Origin of the sequence: Streptomyces sp. V4I8 (assembly GCF_041261225.1) — a bacterium.
Taxonomy (GTDB): Bacteria; Actinomycetota; Actinomycetes; order Streptomycetales; family Streptomycetaceae; genus Streptomyces.
The window spans coordinates 6,657,015-6,676,666 of record NZ_JBGCCN010000001.1 but is presented as its reverse complement, the minus strand read 5'-3'; the positions used below and the strand labels follow the sequence as shown (position 1 = coordinate 6,676,666).

Genomic DNA, 19,652 nt, shown 5'->3' with positions numbered 1-19,652 from the left:
CTACTTCACCGCGACCTGGGAGATGTCCAGAACACCGGTCCAGTCACTGATCACGACGTTCTTGATGTCCTGGCCGTACAGCCGCTTGTAGACGGGGTGGAACAGCGGCACCGTCAGCGCCTGCTCGCCGATCTTCTTGTCCAGCGCACCCCATCGCTTGGCGGCGGCGTCAAGATCGGTCAACCTGTTGATCGCGTCAATCTCGGCATTGACCGACTTGTCGTTGAGCAGGCCCGTGTTGAAGTTCGCGCCGTCCTTGACGATCTGCCGGCCGTCGAAGATCGGGGCGAGGAAGGGGCCGCCGGAGGGCCAGTCCGCACCCCAGTGCGCGAGGAAGAAGCCGGGCTCGGTCTTCACGTTGTGGATCTTGTCGGAGTAGTCGTTCTCCTCCAGACCCTGCAGCTCGACCGTGATGCCGGCCTTCTTCAGCGCGTCCTGGATCGCGGTCGCGATCTCGGGGCTGGTCTCGAAGTCCTTGGCGTTGGAGTGGGTCAGGGTGACGGTCAGCCCGTTCGCGTAACCGGCCTCCTTCAGCAGTTCCTTGGCCTTGGCCGGGTCACCGGCCTTGCCCGCCGGGAAGAGGTCGTAGGGCGTGTGGCCGAAGGACTTCTGGTCCGGCAGGAAGGTGGTGGCGGGCTCGGCCAGCGCGGACCCGCCGGCTGCGTTGACCACGGACGAGCGGTCGATGGCGTACGAGACCGCCTGGCGGACCTTGACGTTGTTGAACGGCTTGATCGTCGGGTTGAACGCGATGTAGTTGGTGTAGCCGAAGTGTCCGGTACCGACGCGGGAAGCGAGTTCCTTGTCGCCGGTCACCTTGGCCAGCTCGGCGGGGCCGAGGTTGGTGTCCGTGGTGACCGCGGCGGCGTCCGCACCCTGGGACGCGGACAGCCGCTGGTTGATCACCGACGAGTCGAGCCCGGACCGTACGTCGATCTTGTCGGGGTAGGCCTTGCGCTCGGCGTCCGTCGAGGCGGACCAGTGCGTGTTGCGCTCCAGGACGAGACGCTCACCGTCGTTCTCGTTGCTGACGACCTTGTACGGGCCGGACGAGACCGGGTGCTCCTCGTACTTCGTGCCGGTGTCCTTGGCCTTCGGCACGGGCGTGAACTGCGTCTGCGTCGCCAGGTACGGGAACTCGCCCTCGGGCTTGTTCAGATGGAAGACGATGGTCCGCGCGTCCGGCGTCTCGATCGCCGAGAGGCCCTTCTTGTCCTTGTACGGCCCCTGGTAGTCGGCCGCACCGACCAGCCAGTCCCTCAAGTACGGCGCCCCGCCGGACAGTTCGGGGGCGAAGGAGCGCTCGATGCCGTACTTGATGTCGGCCGAGGTGATCGCGGTCCCGTCCTCGTACTTGAGGCCCTCCTTGAGAGTGTACGTCCATACGGTGGCGTCCTTGTTGGGGCGCCCGGTGTCGGTGGCGAGGTCGGGGACGACCTCGGCGCCGGCCTCGCCGTTCTCGCGGTTGCGGGTGGTGAGCGTGCGGAAGACCAGGGAAGGGACGTTTCCGCCGCCGGAGGTGTACAGCCGGGCGGGGTCGAAGTCCTGCTGCGGATTGGAGTTCAGGACCGTGAGCGTGCCGCCCTTGTGGGGCGTGGAGTCGCCACCAGCGCTCTTGGCATCGTTGTCCTCGGGCCCGCAGGCGGCGGCGCCCGCTGCCACGACCAGGCTGACGGATGCCGCGGCCACGCGGCGCGCTATGACGGACGGTTGACGCATCGGAGACGACCTCTCGGAATGACGAATCTCGAATAACGAGACAGATTGACGCGGAGTGAGACGAGAAAGAACAGACGTCTGCCCGGGCGTCGGACCGTCGGGTCGTCGGAGGCCCATGAACGAGCACGGGCTCGGAAGCCCGTCAGCAGCTCACAGGAGTGGAAGAAGATCGCGACGCGAACGCCCGGGGGCGAACGTCAGCGACAGTCGATGTCGGCCACGCACAGCGCGGTCACGCCGATGAGCGCCAGCTCGATGGCGGCGCGAGAGGGGGCGTGACGGGTCGACATGTGCAGAAATATGTATGAACTCGCTGCACATGTCAATGTGACGTGTGAGTCACCTGTCAACTCCCGGGATACGGCCAGGGGTTGGCTCGGCAGTGGATCCCGTCGTGGTCGAGGAACTTGGTCTGCTGCTGCATGACAGGAGCGAGGTCGCCGTCCTTGTCGCAGGTGACGTGGTTGAAGCCGAGCCGGTGGCCGATCTCGTGATTGATCAGCATCTGCCGGTACGCGTACATGCGGTCACCGTAGGTCTCGGACCCCTGCGCCCATCGGTACGCGTTGATCATCACGCGCTCGGTGGCGGCCGAGTCGCAGGACACGTTGTCCTCGGTGGTGTCGAGCCCGGACTTGGCGCACCAGACGGCGGTGGTGCCGGGGCTGGCCAGGGTGATGACGAAGCGGGGCTTGCCGGAGTAGATGCGCTCGAAGGTACGGGCGCCGTTGTGGGACCAGCTCCGGTCGTCGTTGAGCGTCTTCTGCACGGCCTCGGCGAAGAGCTCGCCGTCGAGCCCGAGCCCCTCCTCCACGTCCACGCGGTAGGTGAACTTCTGCCCCGTCCCGGGCGCCCTGTCGACGCCCGGGATCGCCTCGAACTTTCCCGAGCCCTTGAGCGTGGCGCTGAGCGCGTACGTCTCGGCCATCTTCTGCTCGTACGTCAGCGGCGCCACGCTCGGCGAACCGGAGGGCGTCGGCCGCTCGTCCCCGCGCGAGGCCGAGTCACGGGCGTCCCGCTCCTGATCGGCGGCGGACTGCGACTGTACGTCGCCGTCGGCCCGCCCCTTCGTCACCTGGCCGGCGACCACGACGGCCAGCACGGTGACCACTGCGGCGGCCGCGATGCCGGAGAAGGTCCGGCCCTTGCTGCCCTTCGTCGACACGGGCTCGCCCGTCGGCGGTGCGTCGTCGTCCACGTAGGCGTCGGAGTCGTTCGCGACACCGTCCCCCGCACCGGTCCGGGTGTCCCAGTCGGTGACGGAGCCGTACGGACCGGACGCGTGCGCGGTCTCGGACGTACGCGGCGCGAACACGTCGTCGTCCCCGTCGAAGGCCTCGACGTACTCCTGCCGGGGCCCTTCGGACGGCGCCGCCCGCCGGGGCCGCGGCAGCGGAACGCCGGTCGCAGGCGGGGCGCCGCCCGCCGGAGAAGTGCCGTACGCGACCCCGGTACGCCCCCTCAACTCGCCCCAGCCGCCGCCGGGTTCACGCTGCTGGGGATGGCCGGCACGGGCCTGGGGGGTGCCGTGGGCGGGCGTGCCGTCGGGCAGCCTCGGGATCCCCTGCGCGGGCGTGCCATCCGGGAACCGGGGAAAGCCGTGCGCGGGCGTGCCGTCGGGCAGCCTCGGAACCCCCTGCGCGGGCGTGCCATCCGGGAACCGGGGAAAGCCGTGCGCGGGCGTGCCGTCGGGCAGCCTCGGAACCCCCTGCGCGGGCGTGCCGTCGGGATAGCCTCGCCCGCCGTTCGCCGGCGCCCTACCGACAGGCATCCCCTGCCGCGGGGGCGGCGGACCCGGCACCCGGCGGCCACCGGGCCCAGCGGACTGCGGCCAACCGCTCTGCCCCGCGCCCGGAGCCGCCCCCGGCGCGGACGGCCCCCGCTGGGCCGCACCCGTCTCCGGCAGTGCTCCCCGGGAGTCCTGTCGTGCGGTTGTGTCCGCGGAGTCGCGCTTGGGCTTGGCCGCGGGCCCGCGGCGGCTGTGGCGTCCCACGTCGCGCGTCAGCTCCCCGCGTTCTCGGTCACGGCATCCTCGCCCGCGGCGGCGTTCCCGCCCCGGGGCTCGCCCCGGACACGGCCCACTGCCGCCTCCCCTGACTCCGCCAGGAGTTCACGGAATGCCCGGCCGACCACCTCCGGGTACTCCATCATCGCCACGTGCCCGGCCTCCGGCAGGCTCAGCAGGCGGGAGTCGCGGAAGCTGCGCGCGGCCTTCCGGCACATGCGGTAGCCCACGAGCTGGTCGCGGCCGCCGTAGATGAGCAGCGTCGGCGCCAGCACCCGCTCGGCCTGGCGCCACAGCGCGTGCTGGCCGCCCAGGGTGTAGGCGTTGACCAGCCCGCGCGCCGAGCGCGTCATCGCGTCCCAGAAGTACGGCAGTTGCAGCCGCCGGTCCATCTCCTCGACGGCGTTGCTGAATCCTTCCGGCGACACGCGCGCGGGGTCGCCGTAGCAGAGGTGCATCACGCCGCGGACCCGCTGCTCCGCCGTCCACTGCTTGGTCACCCGGGTGAAGAGCGCCGTCACTCCGGGCACCGCGAGGAGCGCCGTGGGGACGGCGCTGCGCTGGACGCGGAGCTCGGGCAGGGCGGGCGACACGAGCGTGAGCGTACGGACCAGGTCGGGACGTACGGCGGCGACGCGCGTGGTGACCGCGCCGCCGAGGGAGTTGCCGAAGAGGTGTACGGGGCCCCGGTCGGACGCGTCCAGATAGCGGATCACCGCGCGTGCGTGCGCGGTGATCGAGTAGTCGCCGTCGTCCGGCGGCGGCGAGTCGCCGAAGCCCGGCAGGTCGACCGCCTCGCAGTCGACGTCGCCGTCGAGCAGCTCCATCAGCGCCGACCAGTTCTGCGAGGAACCGCCGAGTCCATGGACGTACAGCGCGGGCGGCAGCCCCTCACGCGCGGGTGGTCTCGACCGCACCGTCAGCGTGATCCCGGGCAGCCCGACCGAGCGCAGCCGCTCCCCCTCGGCGACCCTGACGGTCGCCACCTTGGGGAGCACATTGGCGGCCGGCGCTGACGGGAGCTCGGTCGAAGACATGCGGCAATGTTACGAGACGATCACGCACTGGTTCATGTGTTCGCCGTCACAAGTCGACACGTACATGGCAGTTTCCGGGCCGGGAAACCGGCCACCCGAACCACCGGCCCGGAAGCCACCCGGAGCCCGCCCGAATTGCCCGCACATCCCCCGCAGATCGCATAGCGTCCGGAACCGGCGTCTCCTAGGCTCATACGCAGGGCATCCGTAAGTGGACCCCTGCTTCACCCAGGGACGTCGTGCCCCACGGGGACGTTCTAGGAAGGGAGCCCGCCATGACCGTCGATCCCAGCGACCCCGATACGTTCGTGGACGACGACACCGAGGTGGAGGAGTTCGACGTCGAGGCCCCCGCGGCCGACGCGGCCGAGCAGCAGACCGACGTCAGGCCCGACCGCGACGACCGGCTGACCGGCGCGAACCAGGACCGCGCCAACGAGGCCGATCTGATCGAACAGGCCCGCGTGGTCTCCACCGACGAGGACGACTACCGGTGACCGAGGGCGGCACTTGGGGCCGCCGAGCATGAACGCCAGGTACGGCCGGGCACGAACTCAGGTACAGCCGGGCACGGAAGACAGTGCCGTTGAGCAGGAGAGAGGCCATTCCTTGCCCGTTCCGACCGGGTTTCAAACCTTCTGCGCCACTTTCGTCCCCGTCCGGTCCGTGAAATTCTGCGCTCGCACCGCGCACAGCAGGGTTACCGAAAAGTACGATGGCGGCGCGGCGCACACCGCATGTGGACGACATTGGGAGGCGGCGTGACAGCCATCGAGCAGACAGAGGCGGCACGCCCGCGGGGCACTCGCCTGCCGCGCCGTGCCCGACGGAACCAGCTTCTGGGCGCCGCCCAGGAGGTCTTCGTCGCGCAGGGTTACCACGCTGCCGCGATGGACGACATCGCCGAGCGCGCCGGCGTCAGCAAGCCGGTGCTCTACCAGCACTTCCCGGGCAAGCTCGATCTGTACCTGGCCCTGCTGGACCAGCACTGCGAGTCCCTGATCCAGGCGGTACGGCACGCGCTGGCGTCGACGACCGACAACAAGCAGCGCGTCCGGGCGACGATGGACGCGTACTTCGCGTACGTCGAGGACGACGGCGGCGCCTTCCGTCTGGTCTTCGAGTCGGACCTGACGAACGAGCCGGCCGTGCGCGAGCGCGTCGACAAGGTCACGAACGAGTGCGCCGAGGCGATCCGCGACGTCATCGCCGAGGACACCGGCCTCTCGGGCGCGGAGTCGATGCTGCTCGCCTCCGGCCTCGGCGGCCTCGCCCAGGTCGTGGCCCGCTCCTGGCTGCACAGCGACCGCAGCGTGCCTCGCGAGCAGGCGGTGCAACTGCTGACGTCCCTGGCATGGCGCGGCATCGCGGGCTTCCCGCTGCACGGCACCGAGCACCACTGAGGTGACGGCCACGCGCGCGTGGGGCGTCACCGACCCGCACGCACGCGTACCGCGTGTTTGTTCCCGCCCGCTGTTCGCTACTGGCGTTCTTGGGCGGAGCGTGCACGTCCCCTCACCGGGCTAATGTGTGCTGGGTACGGCGCGGAAGGTCGCGCACTTCACTGACCGTCGGAGGGACATAGCCGTGGAGGTCAAGATCGGCGTGCAGCACGCGCCCCGCGAGATCGTTCTGGAGAGCGGTCAGAGCGCCGAGGAAGTAGAGCGGGCGGTGTCCGAGGCGCTCGCCGGCAAGTCGCAGCTGCTGAGCCTCGTGGACGAGCACGGCCGCAAGGTCCTGGTCCCGGCCGACCGACTCGCGTACGTGGAGCTCGGTGAGCCGGCTCCGCGCAAGGTGGGCTTCGGCGCGCTGTAGGCAGGCGCCGGCAGACGGGCTGGACGGGAGGGGCCCGGTGACCACGGTCACCCGGGCCCCTCCCGCGTCTCCACTCTCTCCCAGCCGGGAATTCCTCCACGGACGGCGCACAGGTCGATCACAGAGGAGGATTGCATTCCGCAGGTCAGGGGTATGACGGGCTACGACCGTTTCGAGCAGGTCGGCCATGTGGGAGGGACCCCAGCATGCTCTTGGAAGCGCTCAGCTCCGCGATCCTCGGCCTGGCCCTGGCATGGGCCGCCGCCCACCGCCTGCCGCACCGCCTGCCCACCCGCTCCCTGGTCCTGCCGACAGGTGTCGCCGGCGCCCTCTTCGGCGCCTTCATCACCCACACCGCCCTGGACTTCGGCAACCTCTTCGTGATCCTCATCGGCTCGGCGGTGGTCTCCGCCGCCTCCCTGTCCCTGCTGGTACGCCCCGCGGGAAGACTCCGCCGTCACTCGGCGACCGCATAGACCCCGAGAACTGACGGGCACATTCAGCCCGTCCGGCGTTTGAGGACGAGGCCGAAGGCCGATAGCGGGGCGCCAGGGGGCAGCAGCCCCCTGGCGGGGTCGAAGGGGCGGAGCCCCTTCAGGATGGGACGGGTAGGGGCGGCGGGGGCGAGAACCCTACGCCGCCAACCCCAGCGCAGCCATCCGCTTCGTGTGCGCCTCAGTGATCCGCGAGAACATCTTGCCGACCTCCGCGAGATCGAACCCGTCCGCGACCCCACCGACGAGCATCGTCGACAGCGCGTCCCGGTCGGCGACGACCCGCTGCGACTGCGACAACGCCTCCCCCATCAACCGCCGGGCCCACAGTGCCAGCCGCCCACCCACACGAGGATCGGCATCAATCGCGGCCCGCACCTTCTCCACGGCGAACGACGCGTGCCCGGTGTCGTCGAGCACGGCCAGCACCAGCCCCCGCGTGTCCGAGTCGAGCCGCGCCGCGACCTCCCGATAGAAGTCACTGGCGATCGAGTCACCGACGTACGCCTTGACCAGCCCCTCCAGCCAGTCCGAAGGCGCCGTCTGCTTGTGGAACCCGTCCAGCGCGGCGACGAACGGCTCCATGGCCTGCGTCGGCTCCGCCCCGATCTCGGTGAGCCGGTCCCGCAGCTTCTCGTAGTGGTGGAACTCGGCCGACGCCATCTTCGCCAGCTCCGCCTTGTCCGCCAGCGTCGGCGCCAGTTTGGCGTCCTCCGCCAGCCGCTCGAACGCCGCCAGCTCCCCGTAGGCCAGCGCGCCGAGCAGGTCCACGACGGCGGCCCGGTACTGCGGGTCGGCGGAGGCCCGCGCCCAGTCCTGGGCGGCGACCCCGGTGTGTGCGGCGGAGGAGTCGGAGGGGTCAGGGACGGCGGAGGCGTTGTCAGGCGTCGTCATGAAGCGCACAATAGCCCGCTCGCCGTGTCACGGAAGTCCCTGGTCAATCACTGTGACGCCGACTACGTGACCAATTCGGCCATCGCATGTGCGCGTTTCCGGGGTATGGTGGTAATGCGCCCGCTGAGTACTCTGACGTATTCGACGGGCCGCACGTTATGAGGATGCCCGGTCGGTGGCCCGATCGGCTCCGACCCGACAGCCCTCCCTGGCCGTACGGCACTGTGCGTACGACGACCGGAGGGACACCCTCAGCGGTACGAGCGCTAGAGCGTCGGCAGTGGTCCCGTGTCCTACGGCCAATCCGTATGGCAGCCGACGTCCCCGGCACGGTCCGTCAAGACCCCCGCGCTCGCCTCGCACCGCGTACACAGAAGAGGCAGCACCCTGACTACGACTTTCCGAGAGCTCGGAATCCTTCCCGAGACCGCCGAGGCCCTTGAGGCCGTCGGCATCCTCAACCCCTTCCCCATCCAGGAGATGACCCTCCCCGTCGCCCTCTCCGGCACGGACGTCATCGGCCAGGCCAAGACCGGCACCGGCAAGACCCTGGGCTTCGGTCTCCCGCTCCTGGAGCGCGTCACCGTCCCCGCCGACGTGGAGGCCGGGCGCGCCAAGCCCGAGGCCCTCACGGACGCCCCGCAGGCGCTCGTCGTCGTCCCCACCCGCGAGCTGTGCACGCAGGTCACCAACGACCTGCTCACCGCGGGCAAGGTGCGTAACGTCCGCGTCCTCGCGATCTACGGCGGCCGGGCCTACGAGCCCCAGGTCGAGGCCCTGAAGAAGGGCGTCGACGTGATCGTCGGCACCCCGGGCCGACTGCTGGACCTCGCGGGCCAGAAGAAGCTCAACCTCAAGCACATCAAGGCGCTCGTCCTCGACGAGGCCGACGAGATGCTCGACCTGGGCTTCCTGCCCGACGTCGAGAAGATCATCAACATGCTGCCGGCCCGGCGCCAGACCATGCTGTTCTCGGCGACCATGCCGGGCGCGGTCATCGGCCTCGCGCGCCGCTACATGTCGCAGCCCACGCACATCCGCGCCACCGCGCCGGACGACGAGGGCGCGACGGTCGCGAACACCGCGCAGTTCGTCTACCGCGCGCACAACATGGACAAGCCCGAGATGGTCGCGCGCATACTGCAGGCCGACGGCCGGGGACTGGCCATGGTCTTCTGCCGTACGAAGCGCACGGCGGCCGACCTCGCCGACCAGCTCCAGCAGCGCGGCTTCGCCGCCGGCGCGGTCCACGGCGACCTCGGCCAGGGCGCCCGCGAGCAGGCGCTGCGCGCCTTCCGCAACGGCAAGGTGGACGTCCTCGTCTGCACCGACGTCGCCGCACGCGGTATCGACGTCGAGGGCGTGACGCACGTCATCAACTACCAGTCTCCCGAAGAGGAGAAGACGTACCTGCACCGCATCGGCCGTACCGGCCGCGCCGGTGCGAAGGGCATCGCGATCACCCTCGTCGACTGGGACGACATCCCGCGCTGGCAGCTGATCAACAAGGCGCTGGACCTGAAGTTCAACGACCCGCCGGAGACGTACTCCACGTCCCCGCACCTCTTCGAGGAACTGAACATCCCCGCGGGCACCAAGGGTGTTCTGCCGCGCTCGGAGCGCACGCGCGCCGGGCTCGGGGCGGAGGAGCTGGAGGACCTCGGCGAGACCGGCGGGCGCGGTGCACGCGGTCGCGGCGGCCGGGGCGGCCGGGACGAGTCCCGCTCGTCCTCGTCCTCCTCGGAAGGCGAGCGCCCGGCACGCACGCCGCGTCGCCGCCGCCGTACACGCGGTGGAGCATCGCTGGAAGGGACAGCGGCGCCGGCCACCGGTCCCGTGGCGGCGGCCGAGACCGTCGAGACCACCTCGGCGGAGGCCGTGACCGCGCCGCGCACCCCGCGTCGCCGTCGCCGCACCCGCGGCGGGGCGTCGCCGGAGCCGACCGCGGCCGTGACCGCCACGTCCTCGGCGCCCGAGGCCGCGGAGGCGGCCGTCGCGACGGCGGAGGGCCCGTCCCTGGCCACCACCGAGGAGGCGTCGGCCAAGCCGCGCCGCCGCCGGACCCGCAAGTCGGCGGAGCCGAAGGCGACTTCGGGTGAGGCTGTGCCGACGCCCGAGGCCGAGGCCGAGGCCGCCAAGCCTTCGGAGACCGCGAAGGTCGCCGAGGCCGTGCAGCCCTCCGAGGCCGCCGCGGCTCCCCAGGTCGCGGAGCCCGACGAGGCCCCCGCCACCAAGCCGCGCCGCCGCACCCGCAAGGCGACGGCCCCGGCGGAGGCCGCCCTGGACACGGCCGAGGGCACCACCGAGGCCGTCCAGGAGACCCCGGAGGCCGCGGAGACCAAGCCGCGCCGCCGGACCCGTAAGGCAACGCCTGCCGCCGAGGCCTCCGTCGACACGGCCGAAGGCACCACCGAGGCCGTCCAGGAGACCCCGGAGGCCGCGGAGACCACGCCGCGCCGCCGCACCCGTAAGGCAACGGCCGCGGCCGAAGTCGCCGTCGACACGGCCGAGGCCGCCGAAGCCAAGCCCAAGGCGCGCCGCACCCGCAAGACCGCGGCCACCGCCGAAGCCGCCGAGATCCCGGCCCAGACGGCTCAGGAGCCGGAGGCCGCGGAGACCGCGGAGGCCAAGCCGAAGGCACGCCGCACCCGCAAGGCGACCGCTGGCGTCGCCGCCGAGGCCGCCGTCGACACGGCCGAGGCCGCGGAGGCCAAGCCCAGGACGCGCCGTACGCGCAAGGCAGCGGCGCCCGCCGAAGCCGCCGTCGACACGGCCGAGGGCACCGAGGCCAAGCCGCGCCGTACGCGCAAGACCGCGGCGGCCGTCGCGGAGCCGGAAGCCGCCGAGGCCAAGCCGCGCCGGACCCGGAAGGCAACGGCCGCAGCCGAAGTCGCCGTCGACACGGCCGAGGCCGCCGAGGCCAAGCCCAAGGCGCGCCGCACCCGCAAGACCGCGGCCACCGCCGAAGCCGCCGCCCCGGCCGCCGAGATCCCGGCCCAGGCCACGAGGGAGCCGGCGGCCGCGGAGGCGCCCGCGCCTCGTCGCCGTGCCCGCAAGGCAGCGGCGACCGTCGCGGAGGCCGCCGACGGCACCGCCGAGGTGAAGCCCAAGGTGCGCCGTACCCGCAAGGCCACGGCAGCCGTGGAGCCCGCGGAGAGCTGATCTCCCGTACGACGGCCCGGTCCCACCCAGCGTGGGGCCGGGCCGTCGGCGTTCCCGGGCCTGTGGGTGGGGGTCTGACGGTGCAGCGGCTACCCTCCCCCCGTGACCACCGAACCCGTCTTCACGCCGCCCCCGAACGCCCGCGCCTACCCCCTGCACACCTCCCGCGGCACGTTCGCCGTCGTCGACTCCCCCGCCGCCTCCGGCGTCGAGCCCCGAGGTGTCGCCCTGCTGCTCCCCGGGTTCACCGGCAGCAAGGAGGACTTCACGCTCATGCACGAACCGCTGGCGGCGCGCGGCTACCGTACGGTCGCCGTGGACGGGCGGGGCCAGCACGAGTCGGACGGGCCGGAGCAGGACGAATCCGCTTACGCGCGGGGTGAGTTGGCCCAGGACGTGCTCGCCCAGGCAGCGGCCCTCGGCGACCTCGGTGCCCCACTCCACCTCTTCGGTCACTCCCTGGGCGGCCAGATCGCCCGTGCCGCCGTTCTGCTCGACCACGCGCCGTTCCGCTCACTCACCCTCATGGCGTCGGGCCCCGCGCAGATCTCCGACTCCCAGCGGCAGCGCGTGAAGCTGCTGCGGGACGCCCTCGCGGTGATGACCATGGCGGAGACGTGGGAGGCGATCCTCGCGATGGGGCCGCCCGAGGAGGTCGGCGGGCCGGCCAGCGGCATCGGCGGCCAGGACCTGCTGCGCCGCCGCTGGCTCGGCACGAAGCCCGCTCAGCTCCTCGCCACGGGACGTCAGTTGTGCACGGAGCCGGACCGCGTCGACGAACTCGCGGCCCTGCCGCTCCCGTTCCACGTCCTGTCCGGCGCCAGCGACGACACCTGGCCGATCCCGGTCCTCGACGACATGGCCGCGCGGCTGAACGCCCGCCGCACGGTCATCCCCGGTGCCGAGCACTCCCCCAACGCCGACCAGCCGCTGCGCACCGCCCAAGCGGTCGCCGACTTCTGGGACACCCTCGACGGCGACCGCCCCCGCCCGACAGCGGCCTAGGAGGTGTTTCGAAGGTCCCGCACAGCACCCACGGCGCCCGGCACGCACCGGACACCGCGGGGCACCGCACGGGATTTTCGAAACACCCCCTAGTACTGCGCCTGCAGGTGCTCCCAGAACCCGTCGCGCAGCGCCCGCCGCAGATCCGCCTGCCCGCGCAGGGAGTACTGCAGCAGCCCCTCGGCCTCGACCAGCAGGTCCTGGTCGACGGACCCGGGCAGATACGGGTGCCCGGGCAGCAGTTCCACGAGCGACTCCCGCCCACGCGCCGCGAGCCACTTCGCCGCGATCTGCGCGCCGACGAACCGGACGTCCTCCCGCGTCGGCCGAGACCCCGCCGCCTCGTACGCGGCGGCCGTGCGCCGGGAGACGTACGGCTTGAAGAAGTCGAGGTCGAAGGTGCGCTGGCTGTCGACCTCCCAGAGCAGCGGCTCGGCCTGGTTGCGGCCTTCCGGTGCCTCGATGCCCCACAGGTGCACCCGCGCCCCGTACCCCTGCGCCGCCTCGACCGCCGAGACCAGGTCCTCGTCCCCGCCGAGCAGGGCGGCGTCGCTGATGGCGCGGTGCCTGGCCAGGGACTCCAGGTCGGTCCTGATCAGTGAGTCGACGCCCTTCTGCTGGTTGTTGGCGTTGAGGTTCCCCAGCCGCACCTTCACATCGGGGAGCTCGGCGATCGACTGCTGTTCCGCCGTGTGGATGCGGCGCCGCGCACCGTCGTACCAGTAGACGCGCAGCAGCCTGCTGTCCGCGAAGATCGTGCGGGCCCGGTCGATGAGTGCCTCGATCAGCCCCTCGGCGTCCAGATCGAAGGCCCGGCGATCCTCCGTCCCGGCGACCAGCCGTCCCGCGGCCGCGTAGAGGTAGCCCGCGTCGACGAAGATCGCATGGGTCGAGGGCGTCTTCGCCACCTCGGCGAGCATGCGTTGGAGCAGCTCGTTGGTCCGGTCGATGCGGGCGGCGAGTGCCGCGAGGTCGTCGTTCATTGCTTCCATTGTCCGGGCGGTCACGCTGCGAACACAACCGGTCCCGGTCGGTCTCCCCGCATCCTTCGGCGACCGCTTACCGGTCAGTAGTTAGCCGTTCGAAAAATTTCTTTAGCGTAGGGAATGTTTGTAACACGCAGCCCGTTGCATACGTGTGTAACCCAGTAGTTCTCCTCAGGAGGATGACCAGACGAAGGGAGAAGCCTTGCGCTTCGAAATCATGCGACTCGACGAGTTCGACGGGACCCCCGTGGACAGCACCGTCGTGGACGCCGCCTCCGTCAACCGGATCGTTCAGCAGGCCGCCGCGATAGGACAGCGGCTGTGGATCCGACCGGCCGAGACCACGGCCTCATAACAGACGCGGATCACCGCAGTAGCTTCGAAGCCCCCGTACGGCACTGACGCCGTACGGGGGCTTCGCGCATACGTCGGGGCTCAGGCGCCCCGGATCACCTGCGTGACACCGTTGATGATCTGCTGCACCGCGATCGCGGACAGCATCATGCCGGCGAGCCTCGTCACCAGGACCACGCCGCCGTCCTTGATGACCCGGATGATCAGCAGCGAGTACCGCATCACCAGCCACAGCACGACATGGATGGCGAGGATCGCCGCCCATACCGACACCTGCGTGGCCACGCTGCCGGCCTTCTGCACGGCGAGGATGACCGACACGATCGCACCCGGCCCGGCCAGCAGCGGCATGCCCAGCGGAACGAGGGCGACGTTGACGTCCTTGGTCTGCTTCGGCTCGTCCGTCTTGCCGGTGAGCAGGTCGAGCGCGATCAGCAGAAGCAGCAGGCCGCCCGCGATCATCAGCGCGGGGACGGAGACATGCAGGTAGTTGAGGATCTGATGGCCGAGGAGCCCGAAGACCGTGATCACCCCGCCCGCCACACAGACGGCCTGGAAGGCCATCCGCTTCTGCACCTTGGCGGGCCGGCCGGCGGTGAGCCCGAGGAAGATCGGGGTGATCCCGGGGGGATCCATGATGACGAAGAGGGTCAGGAAGAGGGAGCCGAAGACGGCGAGGTCGAACATGCGTGGAGGGCCTTGCGGTGAGTGAACGCGCGGTGGGCAGGCAGCACCGGGCTACAGGCGCTGTGCCGCTACCGCTGTGGGCAGTCGTTCCGCCGGGCGGAACGGGTGGGCACAGCCGACAGCGCCGGGTGCCTCGAAACGGACGTGAAGGTGACCGGCCTAGACCCCGCCGGCCCCCGGGACGGGGAACGCTCCGGTCGCCCGCCGCGTGATCTCGCCGTACACCTCGGGGTCCGTCGTGTACTCGCCGAGCACGCACGTCTTGCGGCTGCCGTGGTAGTCGCTGGACCCGGTGGCCAGCAGCCCGAGCTCCTTGGCGAGCCCGCGCAGCCGCGCACGCGTGTCGGGATCGTGGTCCATATGGTCGACCTCGATGCCGTCGAGCCCGGCCGCGGCCATCTCCGCGATGGCGGACTCCGGCACCGTACGGCCCCGCTTGCTCGCGGCGGGATGCGCGAACACCGTCACCCCGCCCGCGGCCTTGACCAGCCGGATCGCCTCGAACGGATCGGTCTCGTGCTTCTCCACGAAGGCCCGCCCGCCGTCGGCCAGCCAGTCCTCGGTGAAGGCGTCCCCGACGGTCGGGACGACACCGAGCTCGACCAGCGCGGAGGCGACATGGGGCCGCCCGACCGACCCCTCACCGGCGATCCGGAGCACCTGCTCCCAGGTGACCGGCACGCCCAGCTCGTTCAGCTTGGCGACCATGCCCTGGGCCCGAGGCACCCGGTCGTCCCGCACCAGCTCCCGCTCGGCGAGCAGCGCCGGCTCCTCGGGATCGAAGAGATAGGCCAGCATGTGCATGCTGATCCCGTCGATACGACAGGACAGCTCCGCCCCGGTGACTAGGGTGAGCCCCCGCGGCAACGCGGCGATCGCCTCGGAGTACCCACGGGTCGTGTCGTGATCGGTGAGCGCCACGACGTCCAGCCCGCCGGCGGCGGCATTACGCACCAACTCGGCCGGCGTGTCCGTACCGTCGGAAGCGGTGGAGTGGGTGTGCAGATCGATACGCACGACACGAACTCCAGTCAGGGGACGGCAAGCAGGGGACGCTCAAGGATAACCGCATTTTCAACCACCCTTGTCACACCCGCACAGCAATACGCCCCTTACACAAACGGCCCCCCGCGGGGAACTGCGCGACAACCCACAACGAGCCCGCAGCCCGCCACTCGACAGCACCCCCACCCCCCCTAGGCGCTACGGCCCAAGCAAGCGCGGCGACAACGCCCCGCAGGGCACCAACTCCAGCTCGGCCCCCGCATCCCGCAGATCCGTCAGCACCAGCTCGTCGTACATCAGCAACCCCGACTGCTCGGGCCACATGACCGCCCACAGCCACATCCCGAGCGCCTCCCCCGCGAACACCGCCCGGTCGTGGGGCGTACCCGACACATGCCACAGCGGCGTCGGACGCCCCGCGGCGAGGACCTTGGACTGGGGCGGTTTCTCGACGTTCATGTACGACCCCGGATCCGGTCCGTCGATTCCGGCATAGCGCGCGCCGAACCCGACCCCGAGCTCCTCGGCGACCAGGATCAGCTCGCCCATGCCGCCGAGCGGACCGGGTCCCGAGCAGGCCACGGCCGTCGCACGACCTCCGCTGCGGTCGTCGCCCGCGCTGGCGACACCCGTGAAGAGCCAGCCGACCGGCAGCGGCCACGGCATCCACACCGGCACCTGTGTGCGATGCACGACCACACCGAGGGCCTCGACGCTGGGCGGGATCACGGGCTGCACCGGATGCACGGTGCCGTGCACATCGCACTGCCAGGTGTCGGCGAAAAGTCCGGGAGCCCTGACCCGGCCACCACACTTCGGGCAACTGGGTTCGCCCCTCATAGGCCCCCACGGTCCTACCCGTTCCGCGTCACGTCAAGGACGATCACCCGTCCGGGCGGAACCGGTTCACCGAGGCCATGTAGATGTAGCTTGCATTAATTAGCTTGCCTAACATATTATGTGTAACTGCCAGCTACCTCAGTGCGGATTGGAGAAACGCCATGGACCCCCTCGACGCGGGAGCGGGCAGCATCCTGCGGCAGCCGAAGGCCGTGTGGGCGACGGCCGGCGCGTCCGTCGTCGCCTTCATGGGCATCGGACTCGTCGACCCGATCCTGCCGTCCATCGCAAGCGGCCTGAACGCCACGGCCGGCCAGGTCTCCCTGCTCTTCACCTCGTACTTCCTCATCACCGCCGTGGCGATGCTGGTCACCGGCTTCGTCTCCAGCCGGATCGGCGGCCGAAAGACCCTGCTGCTCGGCCTCGCCCTCGTGGTCGCCTTCGCCGGACTCGCGGGCACGTCCGGATCGGTCGGTGAACTGGTCGGGTTCCGGGCGGGCTGGGGGCTCGGCAACGCGCTCTTCGTCTCCACGGCCCTCGCCGTCATCGTCGGCGCGGCGGCCGGCGGCAGCGCCGCGGCGATCCTGCTCTACGAGTCCGCCCTCGGCCTCGGCATGGCGTGCGGACCGCTGCTGGGCGCGCTGCTCGGCGACGCCAGCTGGCGCTACCCGTTCTTCGGTACGGCCTTCCTGATGGCGGTCGGCTTTCTGTGCATCGCGGTGTTCCTGAAGGAACAGCCGAAGCCGGCCCGCAGGACCTCGCTGCTGGACCCGATCAGGGCCCTCGGCCACGGCGGCCTCGCGTCCGCGGCGGTCTCGGCGTTCTTCTACAACTACACGTTCTTCACCGTGCTGGCCTTCACCCCGTTCGTGCTGAACATGAGCCCGTACCGGTCGGGGGCGGTGTTCTTCGCCTGGGGCCTGCTGCTCGCCGTGTTCTCGGTGATCGTGGCGCCGCGCCTGCAGAAGCGGTTCGGTTCGCTGAAGGTGCTCGGCGGCTCGCTGGTGCTGCTCGCCGTGGACGTGCTGGTCCTCGGCTACGGCGACCACACCACCGCCGTCGTCTGCACGATCCTGTCCGGCGCGTTCATCGGCGTGAACAACACCGTCTACACGGAGCTGGCCCTCGGCGTGTCGGACGCGCCGCGCCCGGTGGCGAGCGCGGGCTACAACTTCGTGCGCTGGTTCGCGGCGGCGGCCGCGCCCTACTTCGCGCCGCGGATCGAGGAGTGGACCGGCAGCATCCGCATCCCGTTCGTGGTGGCGGCGGTCACGGCTGTCGCGGGCGCGCTGGTGGTCGCCGTGCGGCGTGGTGTCCTCACCGACGAAGCCGAGGAACTGGAGACGCGGCACGCGACCGAGGACAGCGTCACCGTGTTCGCCAACTGACGGTTTTCAGCCACCGGTTGGTGAGGTTCCTCACTCCAGCGGGACGGGCGGACGGGCGGGATCCCGGAGGTCCGTCCCGTTCGTCAGCCAGCGCTCCTGGAGGGCCTGGGCGCCGTGCACACGCTTCCAGGCGGCCTCGTTCGGCGTCATGGGGAGCAGTGGCAGGAAGTGCACGGGGTCGGCCGGCTCGTCGAGCGCCAGATCCTCGACCAGGCCGCCGGGCTCGGCGACCAGGACGGACGTGAACGGGGCGCCGGGCCACAGCGGTTCACCGACGTCCAGGGAGGCGCCAGGGGCGATGATCACGCCCTCCACCTGCGGGGACGCGGCGAGTACGGCGAGCGGGCGGAGCACCTTGTCGGTGTCGGCGAGCCCGGCCCGTACGGAGAGGACCAGCTCGGCGCGGGGGCCCTTGACCGGGTCGGCGACCATCGCGGTGGGGTCGCTCATGGGCTGCGCGGACATGCCGAGCGTGGCGTAGCGGACGAGGTCCCCCTCCTGGAAACGGAGCACCTCGATGCGGTCCGTACCGAGGAAGGTGACCGCCGCGCGCGCGTCCGGTTCGCCCAGCGCGCTGCGCAACCGGGCCTCGACCAGAGGAAGAACATCAGCCATGCGGCGAGCATAGAACTCGTCAGTACCCGGCAAAGCAGCGCCTTGACACTTCAGTCGGCTGATACTCTTGCCCGGTGTTCGGGGCAGCACGCAGAAGCGTCGCGATCGAGTCCCGACGCCTGATGGACTCCCCTACGGGGAACCCCGAACGGGGTATGGAACGTCCCTTACGAGGGACCGGCCGGAGGAGGTGGGGCTGTCATGGATCGAAGTCGACCGTGCAGTACCACTCGCTCTTCCCGCCGCTGATGTAGCTGATCCGGCTGTTCCGCTCCGGCTGACCGCCGTCCTTTCACGCTTGCGTCCTCACACGGAAGAGCACTTCGTTTCGCTTTGCCTGATCGGCCCGATCTGAATCAGCAACGAAGCCCATCACCGCAACGGTGCGGTGCTCCCCGCTTTGTGGACGTGCCAAACATCCTGAGGTCAGGACGTCCCCATTCCGGGCAGTTCCAACCGTGCTGCGGTTCTTCACGCTTCGTTGCCCGTTGCGAAGGAGCCTGCTCATGTCGATGATCCGCGACCTGCGTGCCGTGGTCCGCCCCTCCCGCGTCTCGCTGCGCAAGGACAGTGGCGCGTACGACACCACCCGCGACCCTGCGACCCCCTCCGCCGTCGTCGACTGCGCCGTCTACCGCGAGGGCCGCCGACTGGAGAGCGACCAGCCGCTGACCCCGCACCAGGCGATGCGCCAGGTGCGGCGCGACGGGGGCTTCGTGTGGATCGGGCTGCACGAGCCGACCGAGGCCGAATTCGCCGGTATCGCCAGTGACTTCGGGCTGCACCCCCTCGCCGTCGAGGACGCCGTGCAGGCGCACCAGCGCCCGAAGCTGGAGCGCTACGACGACTCCCTCTTCACCGTCTTCAAGACGATCCACTACGTCGAGCACGACGAACTCACCGCCAACAGCGAGGTCGTGGAGACCGGCGAGGTCATGTGCTTCACCGGCCGGGACTTCTTCATCACTGTCCGGCACGGCGGCCAGGGCTCGCTGCGGGCACTCAGGCACCGTCTCCAGGACGACCCCGAGCTGCTCGCCAAGGGCCCGTCGGCCGTGCTGCACGCGATCGCCGACCATGTCGTCGACGGGTACATCGCCGTCGCCGACGCGGTGCAGGACGATATCGACGAGGTGGAGACCGAGGTCTTCTCGCCGGGGCGGAAGGGGACGCCGCGCGGCACGGACGCGAGCCGGATCTACCAGCTTAAGCGCGAGGTGCTGGAGTTCAAGCGGGCGGTGTCGCCGCTGCTGCGTCCCATGCAGCTGCTGAGCGAGCGGCCGATGCGGCTGATCGACCCGGACATCCAGAAGTACTTCCGGGACGTCGCCGACCACGTCGCGCGCGTCCACGAGCAGGTCATCGGCTTCGACGAGCTCCTCAACTCGATCCTCCAGGCCAACCTCGCGCAGGCGTCCGTGGCGCAGAACGAGGACATGCGCAAGATCACGTCATGGGCCGCGATCATCGCCGTACCGACGATGGTGTGTGGCGTCTACGGCATGAACTTCGACTACATGCCGGAGACGCACTGGAAGTACGGCTACCCGGTGATCATGAGCATCACGGTGGTCATCTGCCTCGGCATCCACCGCACGCTGAAGCGGAACGGCTGGCTCTGAGCTGTCAGGCTCCGGCTGGATAGG

Annotated in this window: 19 protein-coding genes; 9 read left to right on the top strand and 10 right to left on the bottom strand. The window is 70.5% G+C overall.

The window, feature by feature from the left end; translation table 11 throughout:
- The 4 genes from ABIE67_RS30475 to ABIE67_RS30460 all read right to left on the bottom strand — a co-directional run bounded on the left by ABIE67_RS30475 (position 1) and on the right by ABIE67_RS30460 (position 4,761).
- Positions 1-1,719, bottom strand: a complete 1,719-nt coding sequence (locus tag ABIE67_RS30475) for an ABC transporter substrate-binding protein (protein WP_370264590.1) — start codon at positions 1,717-1,719, stop codon at positions 1-3.
- Positions 1,720-1,916: 197 nt separating this feature from the next.
- Positions 1,917-2,009, bottom strand: a complete 93-nt coding sequence (locus ABIE67_RS30470) for an Ms4533A family Cys-rich leader peptide (RefSeq protein WP_370264589.1) — start codon at positions 2,007-2,009, stop codon at positions 1,917-1,919.
- Positions 2,010-2,065: 56 nt separating this feature from the next.
- Positions 2,066-3,712 carry a DUF3152 domain-containing protein gene (locus ABIE67_RS30465; RefSeq protein ID WP_370264588.1) on the bottom strand — a complete coding sequence of 549 codons (1,647 nt, stop codon included), beginning with the start codon at positions 3,710-3,712 and terminating at the stop codon, positions 2,066-2,068.
- A gap of 8 nt (positions 3,713-3,720) precedes the next feature.
- Positions 3,721-4,761: an alpha/beta fold hydrolase gene (locus tag ABIE67_RS30460; RefSeq protein WP_370264587.1), complete on the bottom strand. Its 1,041-nt coding sequence runs from the start codon at positions 4,759-4,761 to the stop codon at positions 3,721-3,723.
- Between the two features lie 275 nt (positions 4,762-5,036).
- Between ABIE67_RS30460 and ABIE67_RS30455 the strand changes: the two genes are divergently transcribed.
- From ABIE67_RS30455 to ABIE67_RS30440, 4 genes are all read left to right on the top strand, one after another.
- Positions 5,037-5,258 carry a hypothetical protein gene (locus ABIE67_RS30455; RefSeq protein ID WP_370264586.1) on the top strand — a complete coding sequence of 74 codons (222 nt, stop codon included), beginning with the start codon at positions 5,037-5,039 and terminating at the stop codon, positions 5,256-5,258.
- 264 nt (positions 5,259-5,522) lie between these two features.
- Positions 5,523-6,164, top strand: coding sequence for a TetR/AcrR family transcriptional regulator (locus tag ABIE67_RS30450; RefSeq protein WP_370264585.1), 642 nt, complete (start codon positions 5,523-5,525; stop codon positions 6,162-6,164).
- Between the two features lie 184 nt (positions 6,165-6,348).
- Positions 6,349-6,576, top strand: coding sequence for a DUF3107 domain-containing protein (locus ABIE67_RS30445; protein WP_019754243.1), 228 nt, complete (start codon positions 6,349-6,351; stop codon positions 6,574-6,576).
- A 206-nt stretch (positions 6,577-6,782) separates the two neighbouring features.
- Positions 6,783-7,052: a hypothetical protein gene (locus ABIE67_RS30440; RefSeq protein WP_370264584.1), complete on the top strand. Its 270-nt coding sequence runs from the start codon at positions 6,783-6,785 to the stop codon at positions 7,050-7,052.
- A gap of 156 nt (positions 7,053-7,208) precedes the next feature.
- On the opposite strand, the gene ABIE67_RS30435 is transcribed toward ABIE67_RS30440, so the two are convergent.
- Positions 7,209-7,973, bottom strand: a complete 765-nt coding sequence (locus tag ABIE67_RS30435) for a ferritin-like fold-containing protein (protein ID WP_370264583.1) — start codon at positions 7,971-7,973, stop codon at positions 7,209-7,211.
- 471 nt (positions 7,974-8,444) lie between these two features.
- On the opposite strand from ABIE67_RS30435, the gene ABIE67_RS30430 reads away from it, so the two are divergent.
- Together ABIE67_RS30430 and ABIE67_RS30425 are read left to right on the top strand one after the other, a co-directional pair.
- Positions 8,445-11,126, top strand: a complete 2,682-nt coding sequence (locus ABIE67_RS30430) for a DEAD/DEAH box helicase (RefSeq protein WP_370269102.1) — start codon at positions 8,445-8,447, stop codon at positions 11,124-11,126.
- Positions 11,127-11,228: 102 nt separating this feature from the next.
- A complete protein-coding gene (locus tag ABIE67_RS30425) occupies positions 11,229-12,131 on the top strand; it encodes an alpha/beta fold hydrolase (protein ID WP_370264582.1) in 903 nt (300 codons plus the stop codon).
- An 89-nt stretch (positions 12,132-12,220) separates the two neighbouring features.
- On the opposite strand, the gene ABIE67_RS30420 is transcribed toward ABIE67_RS30425, so the two are convergent.
- Positions 12,221-13,114 carry an NYN domain-containing protein gene (locus ABIE67_RS30420; RefSeq protein WP_370264581.1) on the bottom strand — a complete coding sequence of 298 codons (894 nt, stop codon included), beginning with the start codon at positions 13,112-13,114 and terminating at the stop codon, positions 12,221-12,223.
- 205 nt (positions 13,115-13,319) lie between these two features.
- Between ABIE67_RS30420 and ABIE67_RS30415 the strand changes: the two genes are divergently transcribed.
- Positions 13,320-13,472: a hypothetical protein gene (locus ABIE67_RS30415; RefSeq protein ID WP_107083726.1), complete on the top strand. Its 153-nt coding sequence runs from the start codon at positions 13,320-13,322 to the stop codon at positions 13,470-13,472.
- A gap of 80 nt (positions 13,473-13,552) precedes the next feature.
- Here ABIE67_RS30415 and ABIE67_RS30410 read toward each other — a convergent pair whose 3' ends face one another.
- The 3 genes from ABIE67_RS30410 to ABIE67_RS30400 all read right to left on the bottom strand — a co-directional run bounded on the left by ABIE67_RS30410 (position 13,553) and on the right by ABIE67_RS30400 (position 16,003).
- The gene (locus ABIE67_RS30410) at positions 13,553-14,158 is read right to left on the bottom strand and encodes a MarC family protein (protein ID WP_370264580.1); all 606 of its coding nucleotides are present in this window, start codon (positions 14,156-14,158) and stop codon (positions 13,553-13,555) included.
- A 159-nt stretch (positions 14,159-14,317) separates the two neighbouring features.
- Positions 14,318-15,175 (bottom strand): PHP domain-containing protein, encoded by an 858-nt coding sequence (locus ABIE67_RS30405; RefSeq protein WP_370264579.1) that lies wholly within the window; start codon positions 15,173-15,175, stop codon positions 14,318-14,320.
- A gap of 186 nt (positions 15,176-15,361) precedes the next feature.
- Positions 15,362-16,003, bottom strand: coding sequence for a DUF6758 family protein (locus ABIE67_RS30400; RefSeq protein WP_370264578.1), 642 nt, complete (start codon positions 16,001-16,003; stop codon positions 15,362-15,364).
- Between the two features lie 161 nt (positions 16,004-16,164).
- On the opposite strand from ABIE67_RS30400, the gene ABIE67_RS30395 reads away from it, so the two are divergent.
- Positions 16,165-17,391: an MFS transporter gene (locus ABIE67_RS30395; protein WP_370264577.1), complete on the top strand. Its 1,227-nt coding sequence runs from the start codon at positions 16,165-16,167 to the stop codon at positions 17,389-17,391.
- 30 nt (positions 17,392-17,421) lie between these two features.
- Here ABIE67_RS30395 and ABIE67_RS30390 read toward each other — a convergent pair whose 3' ends face one another.
- Positions 17,422-18,006 carry a suppressor of fused domain protein gene (locus ABIE67_RS30390; RefSeq protein ID WP_370264576.1) on the bottom strand — a complete coding sequence of 195 codons (585 nt, stop codon included), beginning with the start codon at positions 18,004-18,006 and terminating at the stop codon, positions 17,422-17,424.
- A 506-nt stretch (positions 18,007-18,512) separates the two neighbouring features.
- Between ABIE67_RS30390 and ABIE67_RS30385 the strand changes: the two genes are divergently transcribed.
- Positions 18,513-19,628 carry a magnesium and cobalt transport protein CorA gene (locus tag ABIE67_RS30385; protein WP_370264575.1) on the top strand — a complete coding sequence of 372 codons (1,116 nt, stop codon included), beginning with the start codon at positions 18,513-18,515 and terminating at the stop codon, positions 19,626-19,628.
- Positions 19,629-19,652 lie beyond the last annotated feature (24 nt).

Excerpts from the sequence above, each read along its gene's own strand:
- ABIE67_RS30410 (WP_370264580.1), bottom strand. The coding sequence starts at position 14,158 with ATGTTCGACCTCGCCGTCTTCGGCTCCCTCTTCCTGACCCTCTTCGTC.
- ABIE67_RS30400 (WP_370264578.1), bottom strand. The coding sequence starts at position 16,003 with ATGAGGGGCGAACCCAGTTGCCCGAAGTGTGGTGGCCGGGTCAGGGCT.
- ABIE67_RS30390 (WP_370264576.1), bottom strand. The coding sequence starts at position 18,006 with ATGGCTGATGTTCTTCCTCTGGTCGAGGCCCGGTTGCGCAGCGCGCTG.
- ABIE67_RS30460 (WP_370264587.1), bottom strand. The coding sequence starts at position 4,761 with ATGTCTTCGACCGAGCTCCCGTCAGCGCCGGCCGCCAATGTGCTCCCC.
- ABIE67_RS30395 (WP_370264577.1), top strand. The coding sequence starts at position 16,165 with ATGGACCCCCTCGACGCGGGAGCGGGCAGCATCCTGCGGCAGCCGAAG.
- ABIE67_RS30440 (WP_370264584.1), top strand. The coding sequence starts at position 6,783 with ATGCTCTTGGAAGCGCTCAGCTCCGCGATCCTCGGCCTGGCCCTGGCA.
- ABIE67_RS30430 (WP_370269102.1), top strand. The coding sequence starts at position 8,445 with ATGACCCTCCCCGTCGCCCTCTCCGGCACGGACGTCATCGGCCAGGCC.
- ABIE67_RS30470 (WP_370264589.1), bottom strand. The coding sequence starts at position 2,009 with ATGTCGACCCGTCACGCCCCCTCTCGCGCCGCCATCGAGCTGGCGCTC.
- ABIE67_RS30455 (WP_370264586.1), top strand. The coding sequence starts at position 5,037 with ATGACCGTCGATCCCAGCGACCCCGATACGTTCGTGGACGACGACACC.
- ABIE67_RS30420 (WP_370264581.1), bottom strand. The coding sequence starts at position 13,114 with ATGAACGACGACCTCGCGGCACTCGCCGCCCGCATCGACCGGACCAAC.
- ABIE67_RS30385 (WP_370264575.1), top strand. The coding sequence starts at position 18,513 with ATGTCGATGATCCGCGACCTGCGTGCCGTGGTCCGCCCCTCCCGCGTC.
- ABIE67_RS30475 (WP_370264590.1), bottom strand. The coding sequence starts at position 1,719 with ATGCGTCAACCGTCCGTCATAGCGCGCCGCGTGGCCGCGGCATCCGTC.